The organism is Aureimonas sp. AU4 (assembly GCF_001463765.1).
In the GTDB taxonomy this organism is placed as follows: domain Bacteria; phylum Pseudomonadota; class Alphaproteobacteria; order Rhizobiales; family Rhizobiaceae; genus Aureimonas.
In genome coordinates this window covers 21,364-47,399 of sequence record NZ_BBWK01000004.1, presented here as the reverse complement: position 1 = coordinate 47,399, position 26,036 = coordinate 21,364, and the positions used below count along the sequence as shown (strand labels likewise).

General features: G+C 68.0%; 24 protein-coding genes. 9 read left to right on the top strand and 15 right to left on the bottom strand.

What is annotated here, in order from left to right:
* Positions 1 to 2 precede the first annotated feature (2 nt).
* The 4 genes from AUL35_RS02380 to AUL35_RS02365 form a co-directional block, all read right to left on the bottom strand.
* The gene (locus AUL35_RS02380) at positions 3 to 860 is read right to left on the bottom strand and encodes a peptidylprolyl isomerase (protein ID WP_244493644.1); all 858 of its coding nucleotides are present in this window, start codon (positions 858 to 860) and stop codon (positions 3 to 5) included.
* Between the two features lie 218 nt (positions 861 to 1,078).
* Positions 1,079 to 3,529, bottom strand: a complete 2,451-nt coding sequence (locus AUL35_RS02375) for an LPS-assembly protein LptD (protein ID WP_062011629.1) — start codon at positions 3,527 to 3,529, stop codon at positions 1,079 to 1,081.
* A 1-nt stretch (position 3,530) separates the two neighbouring features.
* Complete coding sequence (gene lptG / locus AUL35_RS02370; protein ID WP_062011627.1) at positions 3,531 to 4,610, bottom strand: LPS export ABC transporter permease LptG; 1,080 nt, start codon at positions 4,608 to 4,610, stop codon at positions 3,531 to 3,533.
* Entirely contained in the window at positions 4,607 to 5,800 is a 1,194-nt protein-coding gene (locus AUL35_RS02365) for an LptF/LptG family permease (protein ID WP_062011626.1), read from the bottom strand. The genes lptG and AUL35_RS02365 overlap by 4 nt, the downstream gene beginning before the upstream one ends.
* A gap of 251 nt (positions 5,801 to 6,051) precedes the next feature.
* Between AUL35_RS02365 and AUL35_RS02360 the strand changes: the two genes are divergently transcribed.
* Together AUL35_RS02360 and AUL35_RS02355 are read left to right on the top strand one after the other, a co-directional pair.
* Positions 6,052 to 7,542, top strand: a complete 1,491-nt coding sequence (locus tag AUL35_RS02360; RefSeq protein WP_062011624.1) for a leucyl aminopeptidase — start codon at positions 6,052 to 6,054, stop codon at positions 7,540 to 7,542.
* A gap of 5 nt (positions 7,543 to 7,547) precedes the next feature.
* Positions 7,548 to 8,006: a DNA polymerase III subunit chi gene (locus AUL35_RS02355; protein ID WP_062011622.1), complete on the top strand. Its 459-nt coding sequence runs from the start codon at positions 7,548 to 7,550 to the stop codon at positions 8,004 to 8,006.
* A 3-nt stretch (positions 8,007 to 8,009) separates the two neighbouring features.
* Here the strand turns inward: AUL35_RS02355 and AUL35_RS02350 are convergent, their stop codons facing one another.
* Both AUL35_RS02350 and AUL35_RS02345 read right to left on the bottom strand, forming a co-directional pair.
* Positions 8,010 to 8,804 carry an alpha/beta fold hydrolase gene (locus AUL35_RS02350; RefSeq protein WP_062011620.1) on the bottom strand — a complete coding sequence of 265 codons (795 nt, stop codon included), beginning with the start codon at positions 8,802 to 8,804 and terminating at the stop codon, positions 8,010 to 8,012.
* A 99-nt stretch (positions 8,805 to 8,903) separates the two neighbouring features.
* A complete protein-coding gene (locus AUL35_RS02345; RefSeq protein WP_062011618.1) occupies positions 8,904 to 10,808 on the bottom strand; it encodes an ABC-F family ATP-binding cassette domain-containing protein in 1,905 nt (634 codons plus the stop codon).
* Positions 10,809 to 10,916: 108 nt separating this feature from the next.
* Between AUL35_RS02345 and AUL35_RS02340 the strand changes: the two genes are divergently transcribed.
* A complete protein-coding gene (locus AUL35_RS02340; RefSeq protein WP_062011616.1) occupies positions 10,917 to 11,615 on the top strand; it encodes a glutathione S-transferase family protein in 699 nt (232 codons plus the stop codon).
* A gap of 74 nt (positions 11,616 to 11,689) precedes the next feature.
* On the top strand, positions 11,690 to 12,112 hold the full coding sequence (gene ndk, locus AUL35_RS02335; protein WP_062011615.1) for a nucleoside-diphosphate kinase: 423 nt from the start codon (positions 11,690 to 11,692) through the stop codon (positions 12,110 to 12,112).
* A gap of 54 nt (positions 12,113 to 12,166) precedes the next feature.
* Here the strand turns inward: ndk and AUL35_RS02330 are convergent, their stop codons facing one another.
* The 4 genes from AUL35_RS02330 to uvrC all read right to left on the bottom strand — a co-directional run bounded on the left by AUL35_RS02330 (position 12,167) and on the right by uvrC (position 15,707).
* Positions 12,167 to 12,628: a molybdenum cofactor biosynthesis protein MoaE gene (locus tag AUL35_RS02330; protein ID WP_082666045.1), complete on the bottom strand. Its 462-nt coding sequence runs from the start codon at positions 12,626 to 12,628 to the stop codon at positions 12,167 to 12,169.
* Between the two features lies 1 nt (position 12,629).
* Positions 12,630 to 12,881 carry a molybdopterin converting factor subunit 1 gene (gene moaD / locus AUL35_RS02325; RefSeq protein ID WP_062011613.1) on the bottom strand — a complete coding sequence of 84 codons (252 nt, stop codon included), beginning with the start codon at positions 12,879 to 12,881 and terminating at the stop codon, positions 12,630 to 12,632.
* A gap of 39 nt (positions 12,882 to 12,920) precedes the next feature.
* On the bottom strand, positions 12,921 to 13,505 hold the full coding sequence (gene pgsA / locus AUL35_RS02320) for a CDP-diacylglycerol--glycerol-3-phosphate 3-phosphatidyltransferase (protein ID WP_062011611.1): 585 nt from the start codon (positions 13,503 to 13,505) through the stop codon (positions 12,921 to 12,923).
* A gap of 138 nt (positions 13,506 to 13,643) precedes the next feature.
* Entirely contained in the window at positions 13,644 to 15,707 is a 2,064-nt protein-coding gene (gene uvrC / locus AUL35_RS02315; protein ID WP_062011703.1) for an excinuclease ABC subunit UvrC, read from the bottom strand.
* A 368-nt stretch (positions 15,708 to 16,075) separates the two neighbouring features.
* On the opposite strand from uvrC, the gene AUL35_RS02310 reads away from it, so the two are divergent.
* A complete protein-coding gene (locus tag AUL35_RS02310; RefSeq protein WP_062011609.1) occupies positions 16,076 to 16,726 on the top strand; it encodes an outer membrane protein in 651 nt (216 codons plus the stop codon).
* Positions 16,727 to 16,750: 24 nt separating this feature from the next.
* Here AUL35_RS02310 and AUL35_RS02305 read toward each other — a convergent pair whose 3' ends face one another.
* The 3 genes from AUL35_RS02305 to AUL35_RS02295 form a co-directional block, all read right to left on the bottom strand.
* Positions 16,751 to 17,347 (bottom strand): glutathione S-transferase N-terminal domain-containing protein, encoded by a 597-nt coding sequence (locus AUL35_RS02305; RefSeq protein ID WP_062011607.1) that lies wholly within the window; start codon positions 17,345 to 17,347, stop codon positions 16,751 to 16,753.
* A gap of 6 nt (positions 17,348 to 17,353) precedes the next feature.
* Entirely contained in the window at positions 17,354 to 17,803 is a 450-nt protein-coding gene (locus tag AUL35_RS02300) for a hypothetical protein (RefSeq protein WP_062011605.1), read from the bottom strand.
* A gap of 80 nt (positions 17,804 to 17,883) precedes the next feature.
* Positions 17,884 to 18,726: a 23S rRNA (adenine(2030)-N(6))-methyltransferase RlmJ gene (locus tag AUL35_RS02295; RefSeq protein ID WP_062011604.1), complete on the bottom strand. Its 843-nt coding sequence runs from the start codon at positions 18,724 to 18,726 to the stop codon at positions 17,884 to 17,886.
* A gap of 158 nt (positions 18,727 to 18,884) precedes the next feature.
* Between AUL35_RS02295 and AUL35_RS02290 the strand changes: the two genes are divergently transcribed.
* Positions 18,885 to 19,997, top strand: coding sequence for an alkene reductase (locus tag AUL35_RS02290; protein WP_062011601.1), 1,113 nt, complete (start codon positions 18,885 to 18,887; stop codon positions 19,995 to 19,997).
* Positions 19,998 to 20,108: 111 nt separating this feature from the next.
* Positions 20,109 to 22,211 (top strand): molybdopterin-dependent oxidoreductase, encoded by a 2,103-nt coding sequence (locus tag AUL35_RS02285; protein ID WP_062011600.1) that lies wholly within the window; start codon positions 20,109 to 20,111, stop codon positions 22,209 to 22,211.
* A gap of 4 nt (positions 22,212 to 22,215) precedes the next feature.
* Here the strand turns inward: AUL35_RS02285 and purN are convergent, their stop codons facing one another.
* Both purN and purM read right to left on the bottom strand, forming a co-directional pair.
* Positions 22,216 to 22,884: a phosphoribosylglycinamide formyltransferase gene (gene purN, locus AUL35_RS02280; protein ID WP_082666044.1), complete on the bottom strand. Its 669-nt coding sequence runs from the start codon at positions 22,882 to 22,884 to the stop codon at positions 22,216 to 22,218.
* Complete coding sequence (gene purM / locus AUL35_RS02275; RefSeq protein WP_062011599.1) at positions 22,881 to 23,951, bottom strand: phosphoribosylformylglycinamidine cyclo-ligase; 1,071 nt, start codon at positions 23,949 to 23,951, stop codon at positions 22,881 to 22,883. Before purM ends, purN begins: the two co-directional genes overlap by 4 nt.
* Positions 23,952 to 24,117: 166 nt before the next feature.
* On the opposite strand from purM, the gene AUL35_RS02270 reads away from it, so the two are divergent.
* Both AUL35_RS02270 and AUL35_RS02265 read left to right on the top strand, forming a co-directional pair.
* Entirely contained in the window at positions 24,118 to 25,290 is a 1,173-nt protein-coding gene (locus AUL35_RS02270) for an AI-2E family transporter (RefSeq protein ID WP_062011598.1), read from the top strand.
* A complete protein-coding gene (locus tag AUL35_RS02265) occupies positions 25,287 to 25,967 on the top strand; it encodes a DnaA/Hda family protein (RefSeq protein WP_062011597.1) in 681 nt (226 codons plus the stop codon). Before AUL35_RS02270 ends, AUL35_RS02265 begins: the two co-directional genes overlap by 4 nt.
* Positions 25,968 to 26,036 lie beyond the last annotated feature (69 nt).

The following is a 26,036-nucleotide window of genomic DNA, read 5'->3' as shown; positions in this document are numbered from 1 at the left end:
TATCAGCGCCGAACGATCGTGGCGCGGTCCTTCAGCTTCTTGAGAAGGGCCTGATCGGGCTCCTGCTTGCCCATCGCCTCCATGTCGCGCGCCTGGAACACCATGGCGGCGGCTTGGTCGTCGCTGATGGAGCGCGTGTCGCAGACCACGACGAACTCGACGCCGCGCTCGGTCTCGATCGCCTTGGTCGTCTTGCCGCGCGAGGCGGCGACGATGTCGCTCTTCCAGCGCGGGGGAAGCTCGGGCTGCGCGACGCGGCCCAGATCGCGCACCGTCACGTCCTTCAGACCCTTGGCGAGATCGTAGGTCGAGGCGCATGAATTGAAGCGCTGGCGCATGGCGTTGGCTTCCTGCATACGGCGCGCCAGCAGCGAGCCGCGCTGCGCGGGCGGAACCACGAAGATCACCTGCTGCAGCGTGTACTCGGTCGTGGACGGCTTCTGCCCGCCCTGCTGGAGCATGCGCTGAACGACCTCGGACTCCGTCAGCCGCTCGCTCTGGCGCATGTTGGCCTGGACGGCCTGTCCCCACGCCATCTGGACGCGGATGTAGTCCTTGAAGCCCTTGGTCGAGAAGCCGGCGCGGGACAGAACCTCACCGAGCTGCGCCTCGGTCAGCTTGTTGTCCTTGGCGAAGCGCCCGAAGGCCTCGTCCACCATGGGATCGGGGATCTGGATGCCGCGGCGGCGGGCTTCCTGAACCTTCAACGCCTCGTCGATCAGCTCGTTGGTCGCCGCATCGGCCCCGCCGGGGGCACGCCGAAGCTTCATGAAGGCGAGACGCTGGTTGATCTGGAAGGTCGTGATCGGCTGCTTGTTGACGACGACCTTGATCTCGGAGGCGGCCTGCGCAAGCGGCATTCCGGACGTCAGAACCGTTGCCGCCAACGCGGAGCACAGCAACATGCGGACGGCAAATCGGCGGATCATGATGGGTTCGGCTCCGATTCTCGGATGGCGGACGGTCGACGGCTGGCGCACTCGTGGCACGGGCTCTTGGCGAAACCATGGTGGTTCTAGCCCAAGCGTCCCGCGACCGGAAGATCGCGAGAGCCGATCCGGCAAGCCTCGCGCCTGCGTCAGTTCGAACCGAGGCCGTAGCCGAAGTCGGCGTCCGCCAGCGTGCGAAGCGACAGCTTGAACATGACCTTGGTCTGGGCCGAGGTCAGGTTGTAGCGGTCGCTCGTGTTCTTGTACTCGGCGATGAGGCTGAAACACTCATCCGCGTAGCCGACGCCGAACGAGCGGTCGATGATCTGCGCGTTCTCGATGTCGTAGGACAGCGAACCGAAGGTCTTGATCTGGTCGGTGACGCGCAGCGTCGCAGCGGTCGTGACCTGATGCCGGTCCACGGGGAACCCGTAGGTCGGCTGCGCTCCGATGAGGGAGTAGACCACCGACGTGTCGAGGCGCTTGTAGGACACCCCGCCCATGAGATCCGCGCGGTTCACGTCGAGCGAGTCCTTGTCGAAGCGTCCCTGCGCCCCGAGGCTGACGCCGATCGGTGTCGCGAGCGTGATCGCCGAGACGTAGTCGGACCGGTCGTTCTGCAGCCCCGACTCGAAGCCGACCAAGGCGTAGTCGACCTGCGCGTAGGGGTTCTCGCCCGCAAGATGGAAGGACTGGCCGATCAGCGCGTCGATCGCGTAGCCGGCACCGAAGACGCCGGAATACTGCACGCCGACATTGGCCCGCGTGCCGCCCTCGATCCGGTCGTAGCCGGAGAACTTGTCTTCCGAGAAGAGGTTGCCCGCGTTGAAGACGAGGCTCTGCGCATCCTCGTTCGGCAGCCTGCCGGCGGCGGTCTCGTCGGGGCGCACCAGAAGCTGCGCGATCGGCGTGATGACATGGCTCGAGTTGCTCGTCTCGATCAGCCAGGGATATCGCGCTTCGAGCCCGGCCGTCGCCATCCCGCGAAGCCCGGCTTCGTCCACGTCGACGCCGCCGAGGCCGAGCGGAAGGTTGCCGTAGGGGTAGCCGACCGCGCTCATGTCCGCGCGGTAGACGTCGGCCCGCGCCGAGAGCGACGGCGTCAGTAGGAGGCCGCCGGAGGTCGTGAAGGTGCGGCGCCACTCCGCCTGCGTGGTGGCGCGCGAGTAGTCGCCTTCCAGCGAGTTGCGGCGGAAGACGTCGGTCCGGTAGGGGAAGCCGTTCGCCGTGCTGCAGACGCCGTTCTCGATGAAGGCGGACTGGCAGAGCAGGAGGTAGCCCGGGCTCGTCGCGTCGCGGCGCAGGTTCGTGACGTTGACGTCGTAGGTGACCTGGCCGCCGAGAACGGGGTTCTCGTCGATGTACTGGTAGTCGAGCGTCGGCAGGACGTAGGGCTGGACGTCCTGCGTCAGGCGGTTCTGCGTCTGAACGTCGAACTTCTGGGCGCGCAGGTCGAAGAAGCTCTGGTCGCCCAGACCCGTCAGGTAGATCTCCGACGTGTGGTAGACGCGATTGAAGTTCTCGATCTCGTAGTTGTTCGAGAAATTGTTGTCGCTCTGCGCGAGAACATCCCAGCCGAAGGTCCAGCGATCGCTGAGCGCGAACCGGCCGGTCGTTCCGACCATGCCCCGGTTCTCGCCGGGGAAGTCCTGGTTGATCGACACGCCGTCGTAGCGGAAGTCGTCGAAGGCGGTCGGATCGCGCTGCGAGATGCCCGCCGTTTGGAGCGTGAAGTAGCCGTTCTCGAACGCCTTGCGGTACTCGGCCTCGGCGAGGAAGCCCTGCTTGGAGTAGGGCGTTCCCGCGATCGTCAGGTCGGAGCTGTCGTCGAGCGCGAAGTAGTATGGAATGCGCACGCCGAAGCCGGTCTTGCTCGACGACTTGAACGAGGGCGCGAGAAGGCCGGACTGGCGCTTCACGGTGGGATCGGGCGTCGCGAAGTAGGGCAGGTAGGCGAGCGGTGCCCCGAAGAGCTCCAGCCTCGCGCCATAATACCGGATCACCTTGCGGTCCTGATCCCAGACGATTCGCCGGGCCTTGACCTGCCAGGTGGGGGGACGCTCGGGATGCTGCTTGCACGCCTCGCAGGCCGTGTAGACGCCCTGCTCGAACGTCGTGCGCTGGCCGGGGCCGCGCACCGCCTGCCCGGCTGCGAAGCGGGTGTTGTCGGGCGTCTCGATGCGCAGCGCCTCGACGAAGCCGTTCGCGAAGTCGTCCGTCACGTCGATCGAGTCGGCGTAGATGCGGTTGCCGCCCGGCTCCACCAGTTCGACGTCGCCCGAGGCGACGAGACGGCGGGAGGCCTGATCGTAGACGATGTTGCGCGCGACGAGCTTGTAGCCGCCGTAGTTGATCTGCACGCCGCCGGCGGCCGTGACGACGGACCGGTCGCTGTCATAGGTGACGGTGTCGGCTTCCAGGAAGAGCTGGGAGCCGGCCGGCACGCTGACGTTGGCGCCCAGTTCCCCAAGCGATGCCTGGGCGTGCGCCACCGAGGGCGCAAGCGCCAGCGCCGAGAGCGCCGCGCCCGCCAGAAGTGCGCTCCGGAACGCCGATCGCCCCCCGGCGATCGTCCGGCGCGAGATCCCCCTCGCTGTCATACTACCCGTCCTCTTGATGGAGCAGGATCGTCGTCCCGAACAACCCTGCCGCCACGACCGGAAACCAAGCCGCAACGACGGTCGGAATCACGGCATTGCTTCCCAGCGCCTGGGCCAGGAAGGTGATCACGTAAAGCACGAAGCCGGCTGCGACGCCACTGACGATCAGGCCGCCCGACTGGCCCGTGCGGGCATATCTCACCGCGACGGTGCCCGCGAGCAACGTCATGGCGACGAAAAGGGCAGGGCGGGCGATCAGGGTCTGCAGGCGCATGGAGAAGGCGTCGGCATTGTATCCGAGTGCGCGCGCGACACCGATTTTGCTCCAAAGGCCCCAGATCGAGATGGCTTCGGGGTCGGCGAGGCGCTGCTCGATGTATTCGGGCAACAGGGTCGTGGGAATGGAAACCGCGTCGCGGCGCTCCGGTGGAAAGCCGATGCGGGTGATCGTCGGGTTCTCGATGCGCCAGGTGCTGTCCACGAGGCGCGCCTGCGCGGCGTCGATGCGCTCGGACACGATTCCGTCAGTGTTGAGGATGAAGGCGGTGACGCCGCCCATCACCGCTCCACCGTCCGAGACGGAACGACCGCCGATGATCGATTCGACCCCGTTGCCCGTCTGTCGCAACCAAGGAGCGCGGGCGTTCGGCGCGACGGTCACGCCGCCGATCGACGTTTCGATGTCGGCAGACTTGGCCCGGGCGAGCGAGGCGACGGGATTGTAGGCGAATACCGCCAGCGCGCCGATGAGGATCGAACCCGCCATGAAGGGCGCAAGGATCTGCCAGACCGAAACACCCGCTGCACGTGCCACCACGAGCTCCATCTTCCGGTTCAGGGAAACCAGCGTGAAGATCGACGAGAAGAGGATGATGAACGGGAAGGCCTGCTCGATGAAGGCGGGAACGCGCAGCGCCGAGATCGTCGCGATGGTCGAGAAGTCGATCTGCGCGGACGAACCCCGACGGCTGACCTCGATCATGTCGATCAGGTAGGTCAGCGCGTAGACCGCGATCAGCGTCGAGACGAAGCTGACGAGATATCGCCGAAGGAAGTAGAGGCTGAGCGTGCGCTGCCTCATGTGCCGGGCGTCCGGCCCTCGAAGGGGGCGAGCGGCAGGGAGCGCACGAGCCACGTGCCGAAGCGGCGCACGGCGTCATTCGACCGGCGGACCCAGCGCAGCTCGCTGACATTCACGTTGCGCAGGTAGAGCCACAGGTCGAAGACGATGGCCGAGATCGGAAGGGCGTAGACGAGCCACACCGTCTGCACCTCGTCCTGGACCATCGACAGGGCGACGAAGCCGAGCGCCTTGAGGACGAGCGCGCCGCTGAGGCCCAGCATCATGGCGGCGCCCGGGCCCTGGCGGTTCGTCCTCGGGTGTCCCGCCACGATCAGCGCCCAGAGCGCGAAGGCGATCGGATACAGGAAGTCGGTGCGGCGCTGTGCCAGTTCCTCGGTGAACTGGTTGGGGTGGAGCTGGTAGACGCGATCGTTCGGGTCCGGGTTCAGGAGTTCGCGCGTCGAGCGCTCCGACATGCGGATCCAGTCGCCCGCGTCCACGGGGCGCAGGTTCGCCAAATCGAACGCGTAGGTCTGGAACTCGATGATCGAGACCGCGCCGTCCTTGTTGTCGCGACGGTGCAGCTGCCCGTCGTCGAGAACGAGATAGGATTGGCCGAGGCGCTCCACGACCGTCGCCTCGCGTGCGAAGTAGGTGAGATCGAGCGCCGGATCGCGCGTATCGGACAGGAAGAGGCCGCGAACGTTGGGTCCGCGCGCCTCCTTGATGCTCATGATCAGGCCGTCCTGCACGCGCTCGAAGCGTCCGGGCTGGAGAAAGAGGCTGATTGCGTCGGCGTTGATCGCGCGCACCCCGTTCTGGAAGGCGCTGGAGGCGAGCGGCCCGACGAAGTTGGAGTTCACGAAGACGATCAGCGCCGCGAGCGCTCCGAGCAGCAGGATCGGATTGGCGATCACCTTGCGCGATCCGCCCGATGCCGCGATCACGGCGCGTTCCGAATCGGCGTTCAGGGTGTTGAGCGTCTGGATCGCGCCGATCAGGAGCGCGAAGGGCACGACGCCCGCCGCCAGATCGGGCATGAGCATCAGGGCGATCCAGAAGATGTCGCCTGCCGCCGTTGCCGTCGTGCGCACGATGTCGAGCCGCTGCAGGACCTGCACGATCCACACCACCAGCACCAGGGCGGCGAGCGCCCCCGCGCTGAAGGTCAGCGCCCGGCGGAAGATGTAGCGTTCCAAAATCTTCATGCGTCGTTCGTGTCGCAAATCCGTTCCTGAGCCGCCGACGCTCGGCCTTCGCCTCCCTACACTGGGTCAGCTTGGCTAAAGAAGGGCGAACGCGCATGGTTAGCGCTTTCTGAACCGCCGCACCACTCTTGCAATGCGCATACGGGACACGACAATGAGGGCCTCGCGGGCTCGGCATTGTCGCATCGGGCTCGTTCGAATCGGCGCCTCCGTTCCGGTCGACGCCGCCTCATCATGACCTCGGAGTCGACATGTCCCAGCAACCCGTCCTTCGCTTCGCGCGCCCCGACCTGCCCCAGGGCGGCGTGCTCGTCGTCCTGACCGAGAGCGCCGAGACTCTGCCGCAGGCCCTGCCGGGTGAACTGCGCGACGGGCTCGCGAAGGCGGCGCGGCTCGCGAAGTTCAAGGGCAAGAGCCTGTCGGCGGCTGAACTGGTCGCTCCATCGGGATCGGGGCTCGACCGCATTCTCCTCCTCGGCACGAAGGGCGAGGGCGCTCCCGGCGAGGAAGACCGCCTCAAGCTCGGCGGCACGATCGCCGCCAAGCTCAAGGGCGTCGAGACGGCGACTGTCTGGGCGGACGGCATCGACGCGGAGGCGATCGCCGACATCGGCCTCGGCGTCCTCCTGCGCAGCTACCGCTTTGATCGCTACAAGTCGCGCAAGACCAAGCCGGGTGAGGACGAGGAGAACGGCGACGTCGCGGCGACGATCACCTTCCTGACCGGCGACCCGGAGGGCGCGGAGAAGGCCTTCGCGATCGCGCAGGAGGTGTCAGCCGGCGTGATCCTCGCGCGCGACCTCGTGAACGAGCCGGCCAACGTCCTGACGACCACGGAATACGCCTCGCGCATCGCCGCTCTGCGCGACAGCGGGCTCGAGGTCGAGATTCTCGACGAGAACCGGATGCGCGAGCTGAAGATGCACGCGCTGCTGGGCGTCGCGCAGGGCTCGCCCATGCCGCCGCGCCTGTGCATCATGCGCTGGAACGGTGCCGGCAACGACGAGGCGCCGCTCGCCTTCGTTGGCAAGGGCGTCATCTTCGACACCGGCGGCATCTCCATCAAGCCGGCCGCCGGCATGGAGGACATGAAGGGCGACATGGGCGGCTCGGCCGCCGTGGTCGGTCTGATGCGCGCGCTGGCGGGCCGCAAGGCGAAGATCAACGCGGTCGGCGTCGTCGGCCTCGTCGAGAACGCCGTCGACGGCAAGGCGCAGCGGCCCGGCGACATCGTGACGGCCATGTCCGGCACGACGATCGAGGTCCTCAACACCGACGCGGAAGGCCGCCTCGTTCTGGCGGATGCGCTCTGGTACACGCAGGAGCGCTACAAGCCGCGCTTCATGATCAACCTCGCGACCCTGACGGGCGCCATCATCGTGGCGCTCGGCAACCATCACGCCGGGCTCTTCTCCAACAACGACGAGCTGGCCGACCGGCTTCTCTCGGCCGGCCTCTCGACGGGCGAGAAGGTGTGGCGCATGCCGCTCGGCAAGGAGTACGACAAGCAGATCGAGGGCAAGTTCGCCGATATCAAGAACATCGGCAACGGCCGGGCCGGCGGCTCGATCACGGCGGCGCAGTTCCTCCAGCGCTTCGTCAACGACGTGCCCTGGGCCCATCTCGACGTGGCGGGCACCGCCATGGGCTCGCCCTCCAACGAGTACAACCAGTCCTGGGCGTCGGGCTTCGGCGTCCGGCTCCTCGACCGTCTCGTGCGCGAGCACTACGAGGCGCGCTGACCGGCGTGCCGGAGGTCCTGTTCTACCACCTGACGGAAAGCCGGCTCGAGGAGGCGCTGCCCGACCTCCTCGAGCGCTCTCTCGCGCGCGGCTGGCGGGTCGTCGTGCAGTGCGCGACGACCGAGCGGCGCGACGCTTTGGATCAGCACCTCTGGACCTTTCGGGAGGACAGCTTCCTTCCCCACGCGACCGACGCGGCGGCTTCGGCCGCCGCGATGCAGCCGATCCTCCTCACCACCGATCCGATGCAGCGCGCCAACGAGCCGCAGGTGCGCTTCATAGTGGAGGGGGCGAGTCCCGACAGCGGCTGGGGGGAGGCGCTGCGCGGCGTCTACCTTTTCGATGGGCACGACGACCACCAGCTTCGCATCGCCCGGGAGCGGTGGCGGGCCGAGAAGGCCGCCGGCCACGACATCACCTACTGGCAGCAGACCGAGGATCGGCGCTGGGTGAAACGGGCTTGAACCTCAGCTGAGGTCCCGATCGAGGAATTCGAGGACGGCGGTGGCGTAGCCCGCCGGGTCCTCGATCGGCGCCGAATGCCCGACATCCGGCAGGATCACCAACGAGGCGCCGGGGATCGTCTCGGCCATGTATTCCGTGTGCTTCCGGCTGATCGCCTCGTCGTGGTCGCCGATCACGATCTCGGTCGGCACGGTGATCGAGGCCAGCTCGTCGGCCGTGAAGTTCGGCTCGTTGGCCCAGAGCGCGTGAATTTCCTCCGCCACATCGTCGTAATGGCGCAGCTCGGGCACCGTCTCGGGTGCGACATAGTGCTTGACGCCGTCCGGCGTGGCGTTGGCCGCCTGGACGAAAAGGCGCGTCAGGCGCTCGGGATGGTGGATCGCGATGTCCAGGCCGATGATGCCCCCGTCGCTCCATCCCACGAGAGCCGCCTTCTGGATGCCCAGCGTGTCGAGGAGCTTGAGGTAGTCGTCGGCCATCAGGTCGTAGGTGATCGGGTCGGCCGTGCGCGTCGAGCGGCCCTGGCCGCGACTGTCGGCGACGATCACCTGATGGTTCTCGGCCAGCGCCGCGATCTGGTCGCGCCAGACGCTGGAGTCGGACAATCCCCCGTGAATCAGCAGAAGCGGAGATCCCTCGCCGTAGACGCGGAAGAAAAGCTCGATTCCGTTGACGCTGGCATAGCCGACCTGGTTCGAGACGAGCGGTCCGCTCGCCTCCGCCTGCCTGTGGAGAGGCATGACGACGGCGCTGGCCACACACGCCAAGACCAGGGACGCGAGGAGCCGACGCGCCATGACAGGATCCTTCCCGACCGATCTGGCGGACCGATCCCGCCGCCCTTCAGAACGACGGTAGAAGCCGATTCGTTGCCACACAATATAACGCGGACGTGATTATTCGGCGGCCATCGCCGCGTCATGCTCGGTGGTCAGCTCCAGCCACTCGCCCTCGACCTTTTCGAGCGTGCGCTCGGCATCGCTCTTCTGCTTGGCGAGAGCCGACGCCTTGGACGGATCCTTGGTGTAGAGCGACGGGTCCGCCAGCTTCGCGTCGAGATCGGCGATCGTCTTCTGGAGCCGCGTCAGCTGAATCTCAAGGCCCGAGATCTTTTGACGAAGGGGCTTCAAGGTCTCGCGTCGCTCGGCGGCAAGGCGCCGCTGGTCCTGCTTGGAAACGATCACCGGGGCCGCCACGACCTCGACGGACTCGCCCTGGTTTCCGCCGCCCGCCCGGGCGCCCGACAGGATGAGCTTCTTGTAGTCCTCCAGGTCGCCGTCGTAGCGCGACACCGTTCCCTCGCCCACGATCCAGAGGCGGTCCATCGTCGCCTCGACCATGTGCCGGTCGTGGCTGATCAGGATCACGGCGCCCGAATAGTCGTTGAGCGCGTGGACCAGACTCTCGCGCGCCTCGATGTCGAGGTGGTTCGTCGGCTCGTCGAGGATGAGGACGTTGGGCGAATCGATGGTCGCGAGGCCCATGAGGAGGCGCGCCTTCTCGCCTCCCGACAGTGAGTCTGCCACCGTGTCCATCTTCTGCGTCGGCAGGCCCATCCGCGCGACGCGCGCGCGCACCTTCGCTTCCGGCGCGTCCGGCACGAAGCGTCGAACGTGCTGGACCGCGGTCTCGGAGGGCCGAAGGTCGTCGATCTGGTGCTGCGCGAACATCGCGATCTTGAGGCCCGGTGCGCGCGTCACCTGTCCCGACTGGGCCGTCAGACGCTCGGCCAGGAGCTTGGCGAAGGTCGACTTGCCGTTGCCGTTGGCGCCGAGCAGCGCGATGCGGTCGTCGGCGTCGATGCGCAGGTTCAGGTTGCGCAGGATCGAGCGCTCGGGCGTGTAGCCGACCGACACGTTCTCCATCCGGATGATCGGGGAGGCCAGGACCTTGGCCGGCTCGGGAAAGACGAAGGGCGTGACATGCTCTTCGACGATCGCCTGGAGCGGCTTCATGCGCTCCAGCGCCTTGAGCCGAGACTGCGCCTGCCGGGCCTTAGAGGCCTTGGCGCGGAAGCGCTCGACGAAGGCTTCCATGTGCTTGCGCGCGGCATCCTGCTTGACGATCGCTTTCTGCAGGAGCTCCAGCTTCTCGGCGCGCTGGCGCTCGAAGCTGTCGTAGTCGCCGCGATAGAAGACGAGCTTCTTCTGATCGAGATGCACGATCGCGTTCACGGCGTTGTTCAGGACGTCGCGGTCGTGGCTGATGATGAGAACCGTATAGGGGTATCGCGCGACGAAGTTCTCGAGCCAAAGCGTGCCCTCGAGGTCGAGGTAGTTCGTCGGCTCGTCCAGAAGCAGGAGGTCGGGCCGCGAGAACAGAACCGCCGCGAGCGCGACGCGCATGCGCCACCCGCCCGAGAAGGACGATACGGGGCGCGCCTGTGCCCGAGCGTCGAAGCCGAGGCCGTCGAGGATCGCGGCCGCGCGCGCCTCGGCGGAGTGGCTCTCGATGTCCGCGAGCCGCAGGTGGATCTCGGAGATGCGGTCCGGGTCCCTCGCGGTTTCGGCCTCGTCCAGCAGCGCGACGCGCTCGAGATCCGCCGCAAGGACGACCTCCAGCAACGACTGCTCGGTGCCGGGCGCCTCCTGCGCCACCTGTCCGATGCGGGTGCCCTTCGGGATCGACACGCTGCCGCTTTCCGAGCCGAGGTCGCCCGTGATGACGCGGAAGAGGGTCGACTTGCCCGCCCCGTTGCGGCCCACGAGACCGGCCTTCGTACCGCTCGGGATCGAGAGCGTGGCATGGTCGATCAGAAGGCGCCCGGCAACGCGGGCCGAAAGGTCGGTGATCTGCAGCATGGGCGGCTTTTCGCATGATCGCGCGCACCGGGACAAGGGCGCGAGGCGCTGGTCGATCGGGCCGCGCAACGCTATGGGCCGGGCGCCCAAACCGGAGGAATGCCTGCCATGACGATCCAGCTCTACGATCTCGTCGGCGCCGACCCGGCGCGTCCCTTCTCGCCTCACTGCTGGAAGGCGCGCATGGCGCTGGCGCACAAGGGGCTGCCGTTCGAGGCGGTGCCGGTCCGCTTCCCCGAGGTCGCGACGCTGGAAGGCGGGGAGGGGCGCACCGTGCCGCTGATCCGCGACGGCGACACCGTGGTCCAGGACAGCTTCGCGATCGCGGAATATCTCGACGATCGCTATCCCGACCGGCCGATGCTCTTCGAGGGCGCGAGTGGGCGGGCTCTCACCCGCTTCGTCGAGAGCTGGATGCAGCGGACGATCCATCCCTATCTCGTCTCGGTCGCCGTGCTCGACATCCACGCCCTGCAGGACGAGGCGGGGCAGGCCTGGTTCCGGGCTCGGCGTGAGGCGCTCTTCGGCAAGCCGCTGGAGGAGGTCCAGTCGGGGCGCACGCCCGAAGCGGCGGGCGCCTTCGACAGGACGCTCGAGCCGCTGCGCGTCACCCTGAAGCGGCAGCCGTTCCTTGGTGGCGAGACGCCGCGCTTTGCCGACTACGTCGTATTCGGCGGCTTCCAGTGGGCGCGTGTCGCATCGCGCTATCGCGTCATGCCGGAGGCCGGCGATCCGATCCGGGACTGGTTCGAGCGGTGCCTCGACCTGCACCAAGGCCTCGGCCGTCGCACGCCGGCCGCTGCCTGAACTTGCCGGTCCTCCGGGGCGCCGCTATAGAGCGGCCCCGCTTCCCAAACGATTCCAACGAGGAAACAGAGCCCATGGCCATCGAGCGCACCTTCTCCATGATCAAGCCCGACGCGACCCGTCGCAACCTGACGGGCGCGATCACCAAGATGCTGGAAGAGGGTGGCCTGCGCGTCGTCGCTTCCAAGCGCGTGTGGATGAGCCGCCGCGAGGCCGAGGGCTTCTACGCGGTCCACAAGGAGCGCCCCTTCTTCGGCGAACTCGTCGAGTCCATGTCGGCCGGCCCGACGATCGTCCAGGTGCTGGAAGGCGAGAACGCCATCTCGCGCAACCGCGAGCTGATGGGCGCGACCAACCCCTCGCAGGCCGCCGACGGTACGATCCGCAAGGTGCATGCGCTGTCGATCGGCGAGAACTCGGTCCACGGTTCGGACGCGCCGGAGACCGCGCAGCAGGAGATCGCCTACTGGTTCTCCGAGACCGAGATCGTCGGCTGATCTCAGCCCGACCGGACTGACGCGACGCCGGCCCTCGGGCCGGCGTTTTCGTGTCTAGAGACGGTGCCAGCGGCTCGCGGAATGGTCGTCCGTGTCCTTGGCCGTCACCCATTCGCCGACTGTGCCGTCGATCAGGTGCTCGCGCTTCCAGAAGGGGGCGCGGGTCTTCATGAAGTCCATCACGAACTCGGCCGCCTCGAAGGCGGCTTGGCGGTGCGTCGAGGCGCAGGCCAGAAACACGATCTCCTCGCCCGGGCGCACGCGACCGTGCCGGTGGACGCATCGCGCGGCCAGAAGCGGCCAGCGCTCGGCCGCCTCGCGCAGGATGCGCTCGATCTCGCGTTCCGCCATGCCGGGATAGTGCTCGAGTTCCAGCGCGGCCAAACGTCCGCCCTCGTCGCGGCAGAAGCCGAGAAAGGTCACGACCGCGCCGGCCTCGCCGCGCGGAGTGGCAAGGCGCGTTTCCTCGGCGATGTCGATTCGCCCGCCGGTCACGGCCGCGCTAAGAACCGTCACGTCAGCCCCCGGTCATGGGCGGGAAGATCGCGACTTCCTTTGCGCCCTCCAGCGGCTGGGAATGCTCGACATGCTCCTGGTCGATCGCGACGCGCACGACCTCGGGCGCCTGGAGGGCCGCCGCGTGGTTGTCGGACTGCGCCTTCAGCCAGAGCAGGAGATCCCCGACGGTCACGACGCCCGCGGGAAGGACGACCTCCTCCTCCGCCATGCCGATCCGCTCGCGGATCCAGGCGAAATAGACGATCTTCATGCCACGCCTCCGGTTGGGTTCGGGCGATCGCGCGCCCCTTCAGTCACCGATATGGCGCAGGCCTGCACGGAAGTAATCGTATCCCGTGTAAAGCGTGATGAGGGCCGCGATCCACAGGAGCGCGATCCCGGTCTCGGTCACGAAGTCGAAGACGCGGTCTCCGGCCGGGCCGGCGAGCAGGAAGCTGAGCGCCACCATCTGCGTCGCGGTCTTCCACTTGGCGAGCCGGGTGACGGGCACCGACACCTTCAGCTCGGCCAGGTACTCGCGCAGGCCCGACACGAGTATCTCGCGGCACAGGATGACGATCGCCGCCCAGATCGACCATCCTGCGATCGTGCCGTCGGCGGCCAAAAGAAGAAGCACGGCGGCCACCAGCAACTTGTCGGCGATGGGGTCGAGCATGCGCCCGATCGTCGATGTCTGCTGCCAGGCGCGGGCGAGGTAGCCGTCGAGCCAGTCCGTGACGCTGGCCACCACGAACAGGCCGAGAGCCCACCAGCGGGCGGTCTCGGAGCCGTGCAGCTTCCCTTCCACGAAGAAGCAGAGAACCACCAGCGGCACGGCCACGATGCGCGCGTAGGTGAGAAGGTTCGGGATGTTCAGCGCCCGTCTGGTGGCCATGCGGTGGGTCCGGTTCTTGAGAAGGCCGGCGACCGAACCGCGTAACGGAACGATCAGTTGATCCGCTGTTCAAACGCGCCCGCCGCGCCCGCGTCAACAGCGGGACCGGCAAGAGCGGTGCGAAAGCGGGGATTGCCGTTACTGGCGCTCGTGGAAATGATCGTAGATCGTCCGCGCCATCGCGGCGGAGATCCCCTCGACCTTGAGAAGATCGTCCATCGCCGCGCGCGACACGGCCTTGGCCGTTCCGAAATGGTGCAGGAGCGCGCGCTTGCGCGAGGGGCCGATCCCGCCGATCTCGTCGAGCGGGTTCTTGACGAGTTCCTTCTTGCGCTTGGCGCGGTGCGTGCCGATCGCGAAGCGGTGGGCCTCGTCCCGCAGTCGCTGGACGAAATAGAGCACGGGGTCGCGCGGCGGCAGCGAGAAGGGCTCGCGTCCCTCGACGATGAAGCGCTCGCGGCCCGCGTCGCGGTCGACGCCCTTCGCGACGCCGATCGTCGTCACCTTGTCGGCGATGCCGAGGTCGCCGAGAATCTTGCGAACGGCCGAGATCTGCCCCTTGCCGCCGTCCACGAGGACGAGGTCGGGCCAGGCCGGCATGTCCGCCTCGTCTGCGACCTCTTCCGGCGCCTCGGGGTCGGCCGGCGGCCGATCCGGGGCAGGGCCGGTCGCGCCTTCCTCCTTGATGAGACGCGAGAAGCGGCGGGTCATGACCTCGCGCATCATGCCGAAGTCGTCACCCGGCGTGATGTCCTGACCCTTGATGTTGAACTTGCGGTACTGGCTCTTCGCAAACCCTTGAGGACCCGCGACGATCATCGCGCCGACGGCGGCCGTGCCCATGATGTGCGAGTTGTCGAAGACCTCGATGCGGCGCGGCACGCGCTCCAGCGCGAAGGTTTCCTTGAGGCCGGCCAGCAGGCGCGCCTGCGACGACGTCTCGGCCAGGCGACGGCCGAGGGCCTCGCGCGCGTTCGACGTCGCGTGGTCGACCAGATCGCGCTTTTCGCCCCGCTTGGGCACCGCGATCTCGACGCGCCGCTCGGCGCGCGTCGACAGGAGTTCGGCGAGGATCGCGGCGTCCTCGATCTCCACCGGCAGCAGCACGAGGCTGGCCGCCGGCTTGTCCTCGTAGAACTGCGCGAGGAAGGCGCCCAGCACCTCGCCGGGCTCCAGCGACGGGTCGGCCTTGGGGAAGTAGGCCCGGTTGCCCCAGTTCTGGTTGGTGCGGAAGAAGAAGACCTGGATGCAGGTCAACCCGCCTTCCTGATGAATCGCGAAGACGTCCGCCTCCTCGACCCCGTGCGGGTTGATGCCCTGGTGCCCCTGGATATGGGCGAGCGCCGAGAGCCGGTCGCGGAACACGGCCGCGCGCTCGAAGTCGAGGTCCATCGAGGCTTCCTGCATCGCCTCGGCGATCGCGCGCTTCACTTGCGCCGACTTACCGGACAGGAAGGCCTTCGCGTCCGAGACGAGGCCCGCGTAGTCCTCCAGACTGATTTCGCGCGTGCAGGGGCCCGAGCATCGCTTGATCTGGTAGAGGAGGCAGGGACGCGTGCGCGTCTCGTAGACGCTGTCGGTGCAGGTGCGCAGAAGAAAGGCGCGCTGTAGCGAGGCGACCGTTCGGCCCACGGCTCCGCCCGAGGCGAAGGGGCCGAAGTAGCTGCCCTTCCGCGAGCGCGCTCCGCGGTGCTTGAAGACCGCCGGCGCCTCGTGGTCGTCCGAGACGAGGATGTAGGGAAACGACTTGTCGTCCCGCATCAGGACGTTGAAGCGGGGCCGCAGACGCTTGATGAGGTTGGCTTCCAGAAGGAGCGCCTCGGTCTCGGTGCGGGTGGTGACGAACTCCATGTGGCGCGTCGCGCGGATCATGCGCGCGATGCGGTTCGTGTGCCCGGCCATGCGCGTGTAGCTCGCCACGCGCTTCTTCAGCGACTTCGCCTTGCCGACGTAGAGGACCTCGTTCGCCTCGTCGAACATGCGATAGACGCCGGGGCTGTTGGGCAACTGGCGCTGGAAGGCGAGGATCAGCTCTGCGCCGACCAGCGTCTGGTCGACGTCGCGACCGCCATTGTCCCACTCGATCGCGGCCAGGAGGGGACTGGGCTCGGCGGCCGCTTCGGCTTCCTCGCCATCCAGGTCCTCCGGCTCGTCCTCGAAATCGATGGCGGTTTCGTCGGTCATCTCGTCCTGACGGGGCATGCGGGGTGCGAGCGCCCGCGCCGAGCGGCCGCGAGGCCGGCGGCGCAGACGCCAAGCCTCGGCCAGGGAAACCGTCGCGCCGTTCATTCTTTCTTCATGCTTCATGCCGCCGCGAAAGCGGGAGCGAATGGGGCATGAGAAAGGCGGGCGGGCCGACCGGGGCAGTCGGTCACATATGGGAAGAATCCCGTGAGTGTCACCCCGCTGCAATTGGCAAAATGCGGGGTGCGATCTTAGCTGGAGGGGCGAGCGACGATCCCTTCGCACCGTCCGCCGGGTCCGTGCCGGTATGGCGGGAACCGGGCAGGGTACCGGGCGTTCGCGAAACGAATGGGCGGGCACAGGCCGGCCCCGAGATCGAGGATCCGATGAGCGTTCGGCGCGTCATGATGGTTGCGATGGCTCTGGTGCCGCTTGCGGCGACCGCGGCGCTGTCGGCCGACGCCGTGCTTCCCGACCCGTCGGCGCCGATCGCTCCGGACGTCTACACGTGGTCCGGCCCCTATGCCGGCGGCTTCGTCGGCTACAACTTCGCGAACTTCGATACCAAGGGCGCTGCTTCGATCGACGGCGAGGGTGCCGTCGGCGGCGTCTATGCCGGCTACAACCTTCAGACGGACCGCCTCGTCTACGGCGCGGAGATCGATGCCGGCGCGTCCGATGTCGATGCCGGTGGTTTCAACTACGCGACCGGCGTTCCGATCTCCGCCAACTCGACGGCCTTTGGTTCGCTGCGGGCGCGGGTCGGCATCGCGATGGACCCGATCCTTCTGTTCGCCACCGGCGGCGTCGCTCTGTCCAACCAGAAGATGAGCCTCGGCGGCTTCGAGGACGACAACACCCATGTCGGCTTCACGGTGGGCGCCGGCGTCGAGGCGCAGGTCGCCAAGGGCGTGACGTCCCGCGTCGAGTATCGATACTCCGACTTCGACTCCAAGAACTACGATCTCGGAAACGTCTCGGTGTCGTCCGGCTTCGACGAGCACTCCATCCGCGCCGGCCTCGCCCTCAAGTTCTGAGCGCTGGCCCGGCGCGGCCGGGCGTCAGGCGGCCGGGCGGCGTGCCGCAAGGTGCGGATGGGTCGCGTAGAAGTCGTCCATCCATTGCGCGAGCGCGGCGTGACGGTCGCGAAACACGCTGGAATAGCGAAGGTCGAGCCAGCCGAGATCGGATGCCACCGCGATATGCGCGAGGTTCGGCATATCGCCGAGCGTTTCGACCTCCCGGCCCAGCGCGTCGAGCGAGCGGTGCGCACGTCGCCACTGCTTGTCCACCCAGGGCTGGTGCCGCTTCTCCTCGGGACGGTAGCGCACTTCGTAGAGTGTCATCATCGCGGCTTCCGCCATGCCGTCCGCCAGCGCCTCGATGCGCTTGGCGTGCGACCATTCCGCCAGACCCTGGGGAATGAGGAGGTTGCCGCTTGAGCGGTCCAGCCACTCGCAGATGACTCGGCTGTCATAGAGCGTCGAGCCGTCGTCGAGGATCAGCGCGGGAATCTTGCCGATCGGATTGCTGCCGATCAGCGTCGATCCTTCCTCCGCCGTGTCGGTCGGCACGAGTTCCAGGTCGATGCCGCAGATCGCGGCGGCCATGCGGACCTTCGACGTGAAGGGCGAGGGGCGGGAGCCGAGCAGACGCATCGGACGTCAGAACCGGCGCAGCGATTCGCAGTTCGCGCCGTAGACGCGCCAAGGGTCGAAGCCGAGGATGCAGCCCTCCGCACGCCAGCTGACGCCGGCGAAGCCCATCGGATACTCCACGACGTAGTAGAGCGTCCGGCGCTCGCCGGTCGAGACCAGAGCGGTACCCTGGCAGTAGCGGCGCTCGATCCTCTTGCGCTCGGTGCGCGGCTGGTAGCTCTTCTCGAAGAGCTCGCTGAACTCCACCACGGCGATCTGCGCCGGCACCGTGCGCTGAACGCCGTATTCGAACTGGTCCTCGACCTGCGCCAGGACCCGGGGATCCTCGCAGGACGGGACGAGCGCCGTGTAGACGACCGCCGGGGCAGGGGCCGCCACGTAGTCGGCGGCGGGCGCCATCGTCGCGCTGCCCATCAGGGACGACAGGGCCAGAATGGCGGCGAGGCTGCGGCGCATGGTGAGATCCTTCGGTGCGTCTGGCCGCGCCGGTCACGACCCGGGCGCCGCCTCTTTTTCGACAACATATCGCACTCGCGTCACTCGGGAACCAGCATTTCCACGCTGAATGATCCGCCGCGGTCAGTTTCGAGCAATGGTCGCAGAAGGGCGAGGATGCGCTCGGCCTCCGGCGCGAAGGTCCAGGGCGGATTCACCACGAGAAAGCCGGTGCCGACGAGGCGGTCGTCGGCGCCCATCGGCTCGCGGAGGAGCTCCGCCGCCACGACGTTGCGCAGGCCGCTTTCCCGGATGCCGGATAGGAGGGCCGAGCGCCGCTCGCGCTGCTTGACCGGATACCAGACCGCGTAGATGCCGCCCGGCCAGCGGCGCCAGGCAGCGGCGACGCGCTCGACGATCCGTTCGTGCTCGCCCGTCTCCTCGAAGGGCGGGTCGATGAGGACGACGCCGCGCTTCTCCTTGGGTGGCAGGTGCGCGCCGAGCGCCAGCCAGCCGTCGAGATGGGTCGCGCGCACCTGATAGTCGCCCGCGAACTCGTCGTGGAGGATTTGCGCATCGGCCGGGTGCAATTCGTAGAGCGAAAGGCGGTCCTGCGGTCGCATGAGGGTCCGTGCGACGAGCGGCGAGCCCGGATAGCTGTCGGCGCCATGCGCCGCGCGCACCGCCTCGACCGCCTCCCGATAAGGCCGCAGCAACGGATCGACCCAGACCGGCGAAGCGACGAGCCGGTCGATGCCTTCGACCCGCTCGCCGGTGCGGCGCGCCTCGTCGCCGGACAGGTCGTAGCGTCCGATGCCGGCATGCGTGTCGAGAATCCGGAAGGCCTTGGGCTTGAGCTTCAGATATTCGATCAGGCGTGCGAGCAGCGCGTGCTTCACGACATCCGCGAAGTTCCCGGCATGGAAGGCGTGGCGGTAGTTCACAAGGCTTGTCCTCGAAACGTCACCCGTTCGGTCGACGCAGCGTTCAATCGTCCTGTCCCCTTTGGGAACCGGAACCCCATCCCATATCCCGCGTCTCGTGTCGCGAGCGACGTCTCCCGCGTCGCCGCGAAGCAGGATCACGAAGGAAACGTCTCCATATGGCCGACTCGAAGCTCTTCGAACCGTTCGACCTGGGTCCGACCCGCCTCTCCAACCGTACCGTGATGGCACCGCTCACGCGCTCGCGCGCCACCTCCGACGGCGTGCCCAAGGACATGCACGTCACCTACTATCGCCAGCGCGCCGGCGCCGGCCTCATCATCTCCGAGGCGACCAACATCTCGGTCGAGGGTCGCGGCTACGCCTGGACGCCCGGCATCTACAGCGACGAGCAGGTCGCCGCCTGGAAGCGCGTGACCGACGCTGTGCACGAGGAAGGCGGCAAGATCTTCCTCCAGCTCTGGCACGTGGGGCGCATCTCGCATCCCGACCTCCAGCCGAACGGCGGCCTGCCGGTCGCCCCGTCCGCGGTGAAGCCGTCCGGGAAGGCCTTTACCGAGGAGGGCTTCAAGGAGCATGTCGAGCCGCGCGCGCTGGACGAGAGCGAGCTGCCGCGCGTCGTCGAAGACTACCGCCACGCCACCCGCAACGCGCGGGCCGCCGGTTTCGACGGCGTCGAGGTCCACTCGGCGAATGGCTACCTTCTCGACCAGTTCCTGCGCGACGGCACCAACAAGCGCACGGACCGCTACGGCGGATCGGTCGAGAACCGCCTGCGCTTCCCGCTCGAAGTCCTGGACGCCGTGATCGCGGAATGGGACGCGGGCCATGTCGGCATCCGCATCTCGCCCGTCACGGTGATGGGCGGTTCCTCGGAAAGCGACCAGCAGGGCCTCTTCAACGCCTATGTCGACGAGATCGCCAAGCGCGGCATCGTCTATATGCACGTGATCGAGGGGCAGACCGGCGGCGACCGCGACAAGGACCACTTCGACTATCACGCGCTGCGGACCCGCTTCGGCGGCACCTACATGGGCAACAACGAGTACGACTACGAACTCGCCCTGAAGCGTCTCAACGAGGGCGAGATCGATCTCGTCTGCTTCGGCAAGCTCTTCATCTCGAACCCCGATCTCCCGGCGCGTCTGCAGCTCGGAGCCCCCCTTAACGAGTGGGACAACGACACGTTCTACGGCGGCGACGAGCACGGCTACACGGACTATCCGGCGCTCTCGCCCGAGGAGCGTACGCGCTACGGCCAGGCAGCCTGATACCCTTGAGCCTGCGGCGGGCGGGAGCTTCGCGCTTCCGCCCGCCGCGTTGATGGATCGCATCGCCAAAAAGAATGGGCGGCGGATGGCCGGCTTCGCTATAGGCGGAGCATGAACCAGATCGCCCCCGCCAAGGCCTTCACGGCCTGTCCGCACGACTGCCCGTCGACCTGCGCGCTGGAGGTCGAGGTGCTCGGCCCCTCGCGCATCGGACGCGTGCGCGGCGCCGAGGAGAACAGCTACACCGCCGGCGTCATTTGCGCGAAGGTCGCGCGCTATGCCGAGCGGGTCCACCATCCCGACCGCCTGATGCACCCGTTGCAGCGGGTCGGCGAGAAGGGCGGCGGCGAATGGCGCCCGATCTCCTGGGACGAGGCGCTGGACCTCGTGGCGGAGCGCTTCGTTCAAGCCGAGGCACGGCATGGATCCGAGACCGTCTGGCCCTACTACTACGCCGGTACGATGGGCCTCGTGCAGCGCGACGGCATCCATCGTCTGCGGCACGCCAAGCGCTACTCCAATCAGTTCGACTCGATCTGCACGAACCTTGCCTGGACGGGCTTCGTGGCGGGCACCGGCAAGCTTGCCGGGGTCGATCCGCGCGAGATGGCGGTGTCCGACTGCGTCGTCATCTGGGGCACCAACGCGGTGGCGACGCAGGTCAACGTCATGACCCACGCCGTGCGCGCCCGAAAGGAGCGCGGTGCGCCGATCGTCGTGATCGACATCTACGACAATCCGACGATGCGTCAGGCCGATGTCGCGCTGAAGCTGCGGCCGGGCACGGACGGCGCTCTGGCCTGCGCGCTCATGCACGTCGCCTTCCGCGACGGGACGGCTGACCGCGCCTATCTCGCGCGCTTCGCCGACGACGCGGCGGGGCTCGAGGCGCACCTCGCGACGCGCGGGCCCGAATGGGCGGCTGATATCACCGGTCTCACCATCGCCGAGATCGAGAGCTTCGCGACTCTTCTCGGCCGCACGCCGCGCAGTTACTTCCGCCTCGGCTACGGCTTCTCGCGCCAGCGCAACGGCGCGGTCGCCATGCACGCGGCCCTGAGCGTTCCTACCGTCTTCGGCCACTGGCAGCATGAGGGCGGCGGCGCCTTCCACTCGAACTCCGGCATCTGGGGCTTCGACAAGAGCCTGATCGAGGGGCACGCCTATCGAGATCCCACGATCCGCCACCTCGACCAGTCGCGCATCGGCGCGGTGCTGACGGGCGATCCGGGCGCGCTCGCCGGCGGTCCGCCGGTGACGGCCATGCTCGTGCAGAACACCAACCCCGCCAACGTCGCGCCTGAGCAGCGCCTCGTGCGCCGGGGCCTGATGCGCGAGGACCTCTTCGTCTGCGTCCACGAGCAGTTCATGACCGACACGGCAAAGCTTGCCGACCTCGTTCTGCCGGCCGCCACCTCGATGGAGTACGACGACATCTACCGGGGCGGCGGGCAGAGCCATGTCCTGCTTGGGCCCAAGGTCATCGACCATCCCGAGACCGTGCGCACGAACCATTTCGTGATCGAGCAGCTTGCGAAGCGGCTCGGCGTCGCCGATCGTCCCGGTTTCGGCCTGACCGAGCGCGAGCTGATCGACGACATGCTCAAGCGCTCGGGCTATCGCGGGCTGGAGGCGCTGGAACGCGAACGCTGGGAGGACCGCCAGCCGCCCTTCCCGGAGGCGCACTATCTCGAGGGCTTCGGCACGAAAGACGGTCGCTTCCGCTTTCGTGCGGACTGGGTCGGCATGGCGGCGCCGAACCGGCCGCCGCTCTCGATGGGACTGCTCGGCCCGGTCGTGGACCTGCCAAGCTTTCCCGACCATGCGCCGCTGATCGAGGAGGCCGACGAAAGCCACCCCTTCCGCCTCGCCACCCCGCCGGCGCGCCAGTTCCTCAACTCGACCTTCGCCGAGACGAGCGGATCGCGTCAGCGCGAGGGCCGGCCCGAACTGCGCAGCCACCCAGACGATGCCGCAAGGCTGGGTCTGTCGGCGGATCAGCGCGTCCGCGTCGGAAACCAACGCGGCGACGTCGTGCTCCCGCTGCGGATCGACGACGGCATGAAGCCAGGCGTCCTCGTTCACGAGGGGCTCTGGCCGAACGGCGCGTTCGAGAACGGGGAGGGGATCAACGTCCTGACCGGTGCGGACCCCACCGCGCCGTTCGGCGGCGCGGCCTTTCACGACAACCGGGTCTGGCTGCGTCCGGCCTGAGCGGTCAGGCGGGGAGCGGCGAGACGAGGATGGTCGGCTCGGCGATGCTCGCGCCGGCATCGCCGGACACGATGGCCCGCCCTTCGGCCCAGCGAACCGCGCCGCTCGCGACGAGCGCCAGGGCGTGCGGGTAAAGGCGATGCTCGGCGGCGAGAAGCCGCTGCGACAGCGTTTCGGGCGTATCGCCCGGCGCGATCGCGATCGCGGCCTGGGCGATGATAGGTCCCTCGTCCATGCCGGCCGTGACGAAATGCACCGTGCAGCCGTGGACGCGCATGCCCGCCTCCAGCGCGCGCTCGTGCGTGTGCAGGCCGGGAAAGAGCGGCAGAAGGGACGGGTGGATGTTGATCATCCGCCCGGCGTAGCGCTCCGTGAAGTCGGCTGTCAGAAGACGCATGTAGCCGGCAAGGCATACGATGTCCGGCTGGAACCGCTCGATCGCCTCGACCAGCGCCGCCTCGTGGGCCTCGCGCGAGCCGAAGTCGCGGTGGTTGACGGTCGCCGTGCCGATGCCGTGCTCTGCCGCCATCGCGAGACCGCCCGCATCGGGCCGGTTCGACAGGACGCCCACGATCTCCGCCGGATAGGCGGGGTCGGCGGCCGCGTCGATCAGCGCCCGCATGTTGGAGCCGCGACCCGAGATCAGGACCGCGACGCGCTTGCGCGCGCTCACAGCGCGAGGGAGCCGTTGAAGGTGACCGCCGCCTCGCCCTCGCGAGGCAGGAGGCGGCCGAGCGACACGACCCGCTCGCCTTCTTCCGCGAGGAGGGCAGCGAGCGCCGCGGCATTCGCCTCGCTCACCACCACCACCATGCCAATGCCGCAGTTGAAGGTGCGCAGCATCTCGCGCTCAGCGACGCCGCCCTGCCGAGCCAGCCAGCCGAAGACCGGCGGGACCGGCACCGCCGGCAGATCGATGTCGGCGCGCAGCGTCTCGGGCAGGACGCGCGGAATGTTCTCGGTGAAGCCGCCGCCCGTGATGTGGGCGAGCGCCTTGATGCCAGCCTCCTCGCGGATCGCCCGCAGAAGCGAGCGCACATAGATCCGTGTCGGCGTGAGGAGCACCTGCCCGAGCGTGCCGTCCGCGTCGAAGGGCGCGAGCCCGTCCAGTGCGGCGCCGCTCGCCTCGACGATGCGACGAACCAGCGAGTAGCCGTTGGAGTGAAGGCCCGAGGAGGCGAGGCCGAGGAGCACGTCGCCCGATGCGATGTCGCCGGACGGCAGCAAGGCGCCGCGCTCGGCCGCGCCCACCGCGAAGCCCGCCAGATCGTAGTCGCGACCGGCGTAGAGGCCCGGCATCTCGGCCGTTTCGCCGCCGATCAGCGCGCAGCCGGCCTGCCGGCACCCTTCCGCGATGCCCGACACGATCGCCTCGCCCTCCGCCGGATCGAGCTTTCCGGTCGCGAAGTAGTCGAGGAAGAACAGGGGCTCGGCGCCCTGGACCACGAGGTCGTTGACGCACATGGCGACGAGGTCGATACCGATCGTGTCGTGCCGCCCCGCATCGATCGCGACGCGCAGCTTCGTGCCGACGCCGTCGTTGGCGGCGACGAGGACCGGGTCCCGGAAGCCGGCGGCCTTCAGGTCGAACAACCCGCCGAACCCCCCGATCTCGCCGTCGGCGCCGGCTCGCCGCGTCGAGCGCACAAGCGGCTTGATGCGGCGCACCAGTTCGTTTCCGGCATCGATATCGACGCCCGCATCGGCATAGGTGAGCCCGTTGGTGTCGCTAGCGCTCATGTCGGCTCCGCCGCGGTTCGAAGGGAAATCGCGAGTTCGCATGATCGCTCACCCCTCGCAAGCCTTATCCGGGCGCGCGCTTGACCAGCCCGCACCCCCCTGCCTATCTCGCATGCTGCAACGCCCGCGCCCGACGAACGGGCGGCGTCGCGGCTGGAGCACCCGCATGACGAGCCGAGACCGCAGCCGACTCCTCCAGCGCCAGATCCTGTTCTGGAGCCTGTCGGCCGGACTTCTGGTCGTCTGCCTCTGGATCTTCCGCGGCATCCTCCTGCCCTTCGTGCTGGGCATGGTGATGGCCTACTTCCTCGACCCGATCGCCGACTGGCTGGAGCGGCGAGGCCTCTCGCGGCTGCTCGCCAGCATCGTGATCCTCGTCGCCTTCATCGTCATCTTCATCCTTGTGCTCCTGATCCTGGTACCCGTGATCAGCGGGCAGATCTCTAGTTTCGTCGAGCGCTTGCCACAGTATCTCGGGCGGTTGCAGGAGCTCGCGATCGACCTGCGCAACGGTCCGCTCTCGCGCTTCGTGGAGGGAAGCGAGCAGACCCTGCAGCAGGATTTCCAGGCCGTCGTGCGCCAGCTCTCGGGATTCGTGACGGGCTTTGTCGCCTCGCTCTGGACCTCGAGCCTCGCGCTCGTGAACTTCGTGTCGCTCTTCGTCGTCACGCCGGTCGTCGCCTTCTATCTCCTGCTCGACTGGGACCGGATGATCGCGTCGGTCGATGCGATGGTGCCGCGCCAGTACGTGACGACGGTGCGGCGGCTCGCGCGCGACATCGACCGCTCGGTCGCGGGTTTCGTGCGCGGGCAGGGGTCGGTCTGCCTCATCCTCGGCACCTACTATGCCGTCGGGCTGACGCTGGTGGGACTGAACTTCGGGCTGCTGATCGGCTTCTTCGCGGGGCTCATCTCCTTCATTCCCTATGTCGGCTCGGCGGTGGGCCTCGTGATCGCGCTCGGCGTCGCGCTGGTCCAGTTCTCGCCCGACTGGGTCTGGGTCGCGGCGACGCTCGGCGTCTTCTTCACGGGGCAGTTCGTGGAAGGGAACATCCTGCAGCCCAAGCTCGTCGGCGCCTCGGTCGGCCTGCACCCGGTCTGGCTGATGTTCGCGCTCTTCGCCTTCGGCGCGATCTTCGGATTCGTCGGCCTTCTGATCGCGGTGCCGGCCGCCGCGGCTGTGGGTGTTCTCGTACGGTTTGCAATTCATCAATACATGGGTAGCGAAATGTACTACGGGCGACCTCTCGAGGTGACCCCGGCCGGACGGGCGCTGGAAAGCGAGCGGTCCGAGACCGCCCTGCGTAACCAGCTCGAACCGGGGCCCCGACGCGATTGACCCAAGCCCGCGCCCAGCAGCTGCCGCTCGATCTCGGCTCCCGGCCCTCGCTCGCCCGCGACGATCTCGTCGTGTCCGAGGCCAACGCCTTCGCGGTCGGCGCCGTGGACGCCTGGCCGGAATGGCCCCATCCCGTCGTGATGGTGGTCGGACCCAAGGGCTCCGGCAAGACGCACCTCGCCTGCGCCTGGCAGGATCAGTCGGGCGCCGCGCCCTTCCTCCCCGGGGAGGCGCTGCCCGAGCCGCCCTTTGGGGTGGTGATCGAGGATGTCGATCGGCTGCCCTATGCCGAGGAGGACCTCTTCGCGCTCGTGAACGCGGCCCGGCTCGGCAACGGCTTCGTCATGCTTACCTCGCGCGTTCGCCCGGCCGCCCTGCGCCTGCGCACGCCCGATCTCCTGTCGCGCCTGCGGGCGGCGACCGTCCTCGAGATGACGGCGCCCGACGACGACCTTCTCGTCGGCGTTCTCATGAAGCTGGCGGCGGACCGGCAGCTCGAACTCGACCCGCGCCTTCTCGACTTCGCGCTGCGGCGCATGGATCGCTCGCTGGACGGCGCCGCCGAACTTGTGCGCCGGCTCGACCTGGCGACCCTTGCGGCCCGCGAGCGGCCGTCGCGACCGCTTCTGAAGCGAGTTCTCGACGAGATGTCCGTGGAAAGTCCCCGGCCGTCATGAAAGGATCGCGTCCGTCGTCTAGTCCCGCGCGACCACGACAGACAGGAGGCGATGCGATCGTGAGCGAGA

Coding starts and splice junctions, on each gene's coding strand:
- AUL35_RS02365 (WP_062011626.1), bottom strand. CDS start 5,800: ATGAAGATTTTGGAACGCTACATCTTCCGCCGGGCGCTGACCTTCAGC.
- lptG (WP_062011627.1), bottom strand. CDS start 4,610: ATGAGGCAGCGCACGCTCAGCCTCTACTTCCTTCGGCGATATCTCGTC.
- AUL35_RS02270 (WP_062011598.1), top strand. CDS start 24,118: ATGACGAGCCGAGACCGCAGCCGACTCCTCCAGCGCCAGATCCTGTTC.
- AUL35_RS02310 (WP_062011609.1), top strand. CDS start 16,076: ATGAGCGTTCGGCGCGTCATGATGGTTGCGATGGCTCTGGTGCCGCTT.
- AUL35_RS02360 (WP_062011624.1), top strand. CDS start 6,052: ATGTCCCAGCAACCCGTCCTTCGCTTCGCGCGCCCCGACCTGCCCCAG.
- AUL35_RS02290 (WP_062011601.1), top strand. CDS start 18,885: ATGGCCGACTCGAAGCTCTTCGAACCGTTCGACCTGGGTCCGACCCGC.
- moaD (WP_062011613.1), bottom strand. CDS start 12,881: ATGAAGATCGTCTATTTCGCCTGGATCCGCGAGCGGATCGGCATGGCG.
- AUL35_RS02375 (WP_062011629.1), bottom strand. CDS start 3,529: ATGACAGCGAGGGGGATCTCGCGCCGGACGATCGCCGGGGGGCGATCG.
- AUL35_RS02340 (WP_062011616.1), top strand. CDS start 10,917: ATGACGATCCAGCTCTACGATCTCGTCGGCGCCGACCCGGCGCGTCCC.
- AUL35_RS02285 (WP_062011600.1), top strand. CDS start 20,109: ATGAACCAGATCGCCCCCGCCAAGGCCTTCACGGCCTGTCCGCACGAC.
- AUL35_RS02345 (WP_062011618.1), bottom strand. CDS start 10,808: ATGCTGCAGATCACCGACCTTTCGGCCCGCGTTGCCGGGCGCCTTCTG.
- AUL35_RS02300 (WP_062011605.1), bottom strand. CDS start 17,803: ATGCGCCGCAGCCTCGCCGCCATTCTGGCCCTGTCGTCCCTGATGGGC.
- AUL35_RS02350 (WP_062011620.1), bottom strand. CDS start 8,804: ATGGCGCGTCGGCTCCTCGCGTCCCTGGTCTTGGCGTGTGTGGCCAGC.
- purM (WP_062011599.1), bottom strand. CDS start 23,951: ATGAGCGCTAGCGACACCAACGGGCTCACCTATGCCGATGCGGGCGTC.
- AUL35_RS02380 (WP_244493644.1), bottom strand. CDS start 860: ATGCCGCTTGCGCAGGCCGCCTCCGAGATCAAGGTCGTCGTCAACAAG.
- AUL35_RS02305 (WP_062011607.1), bottom strand. CDS start 17,347: ATGCGTCTGCTCGGCTCCCGCCCCTCGCCCTTCACGTCGAAGGTCCGC.
- uvrC (WP_062011703.1), bottom strand. CDS start 15,707: ATGCCCCGTCAGGACGAGATGACCGACGAAACCGCCATCGATTTCGAG.
- ndk (WP_062011615.1), top strand. CDS start 11,690: ATGGCCATCGAGCGCACCTTCTCCATGATCAAGCCCGACGCGACCCGT.
- pgsA (WP_062011611.1), bottom strand. CDS start 13,505: ATGGCCACCAGACGGGCGCTGAACATCCCGAACCTTCTCACCTACGCG.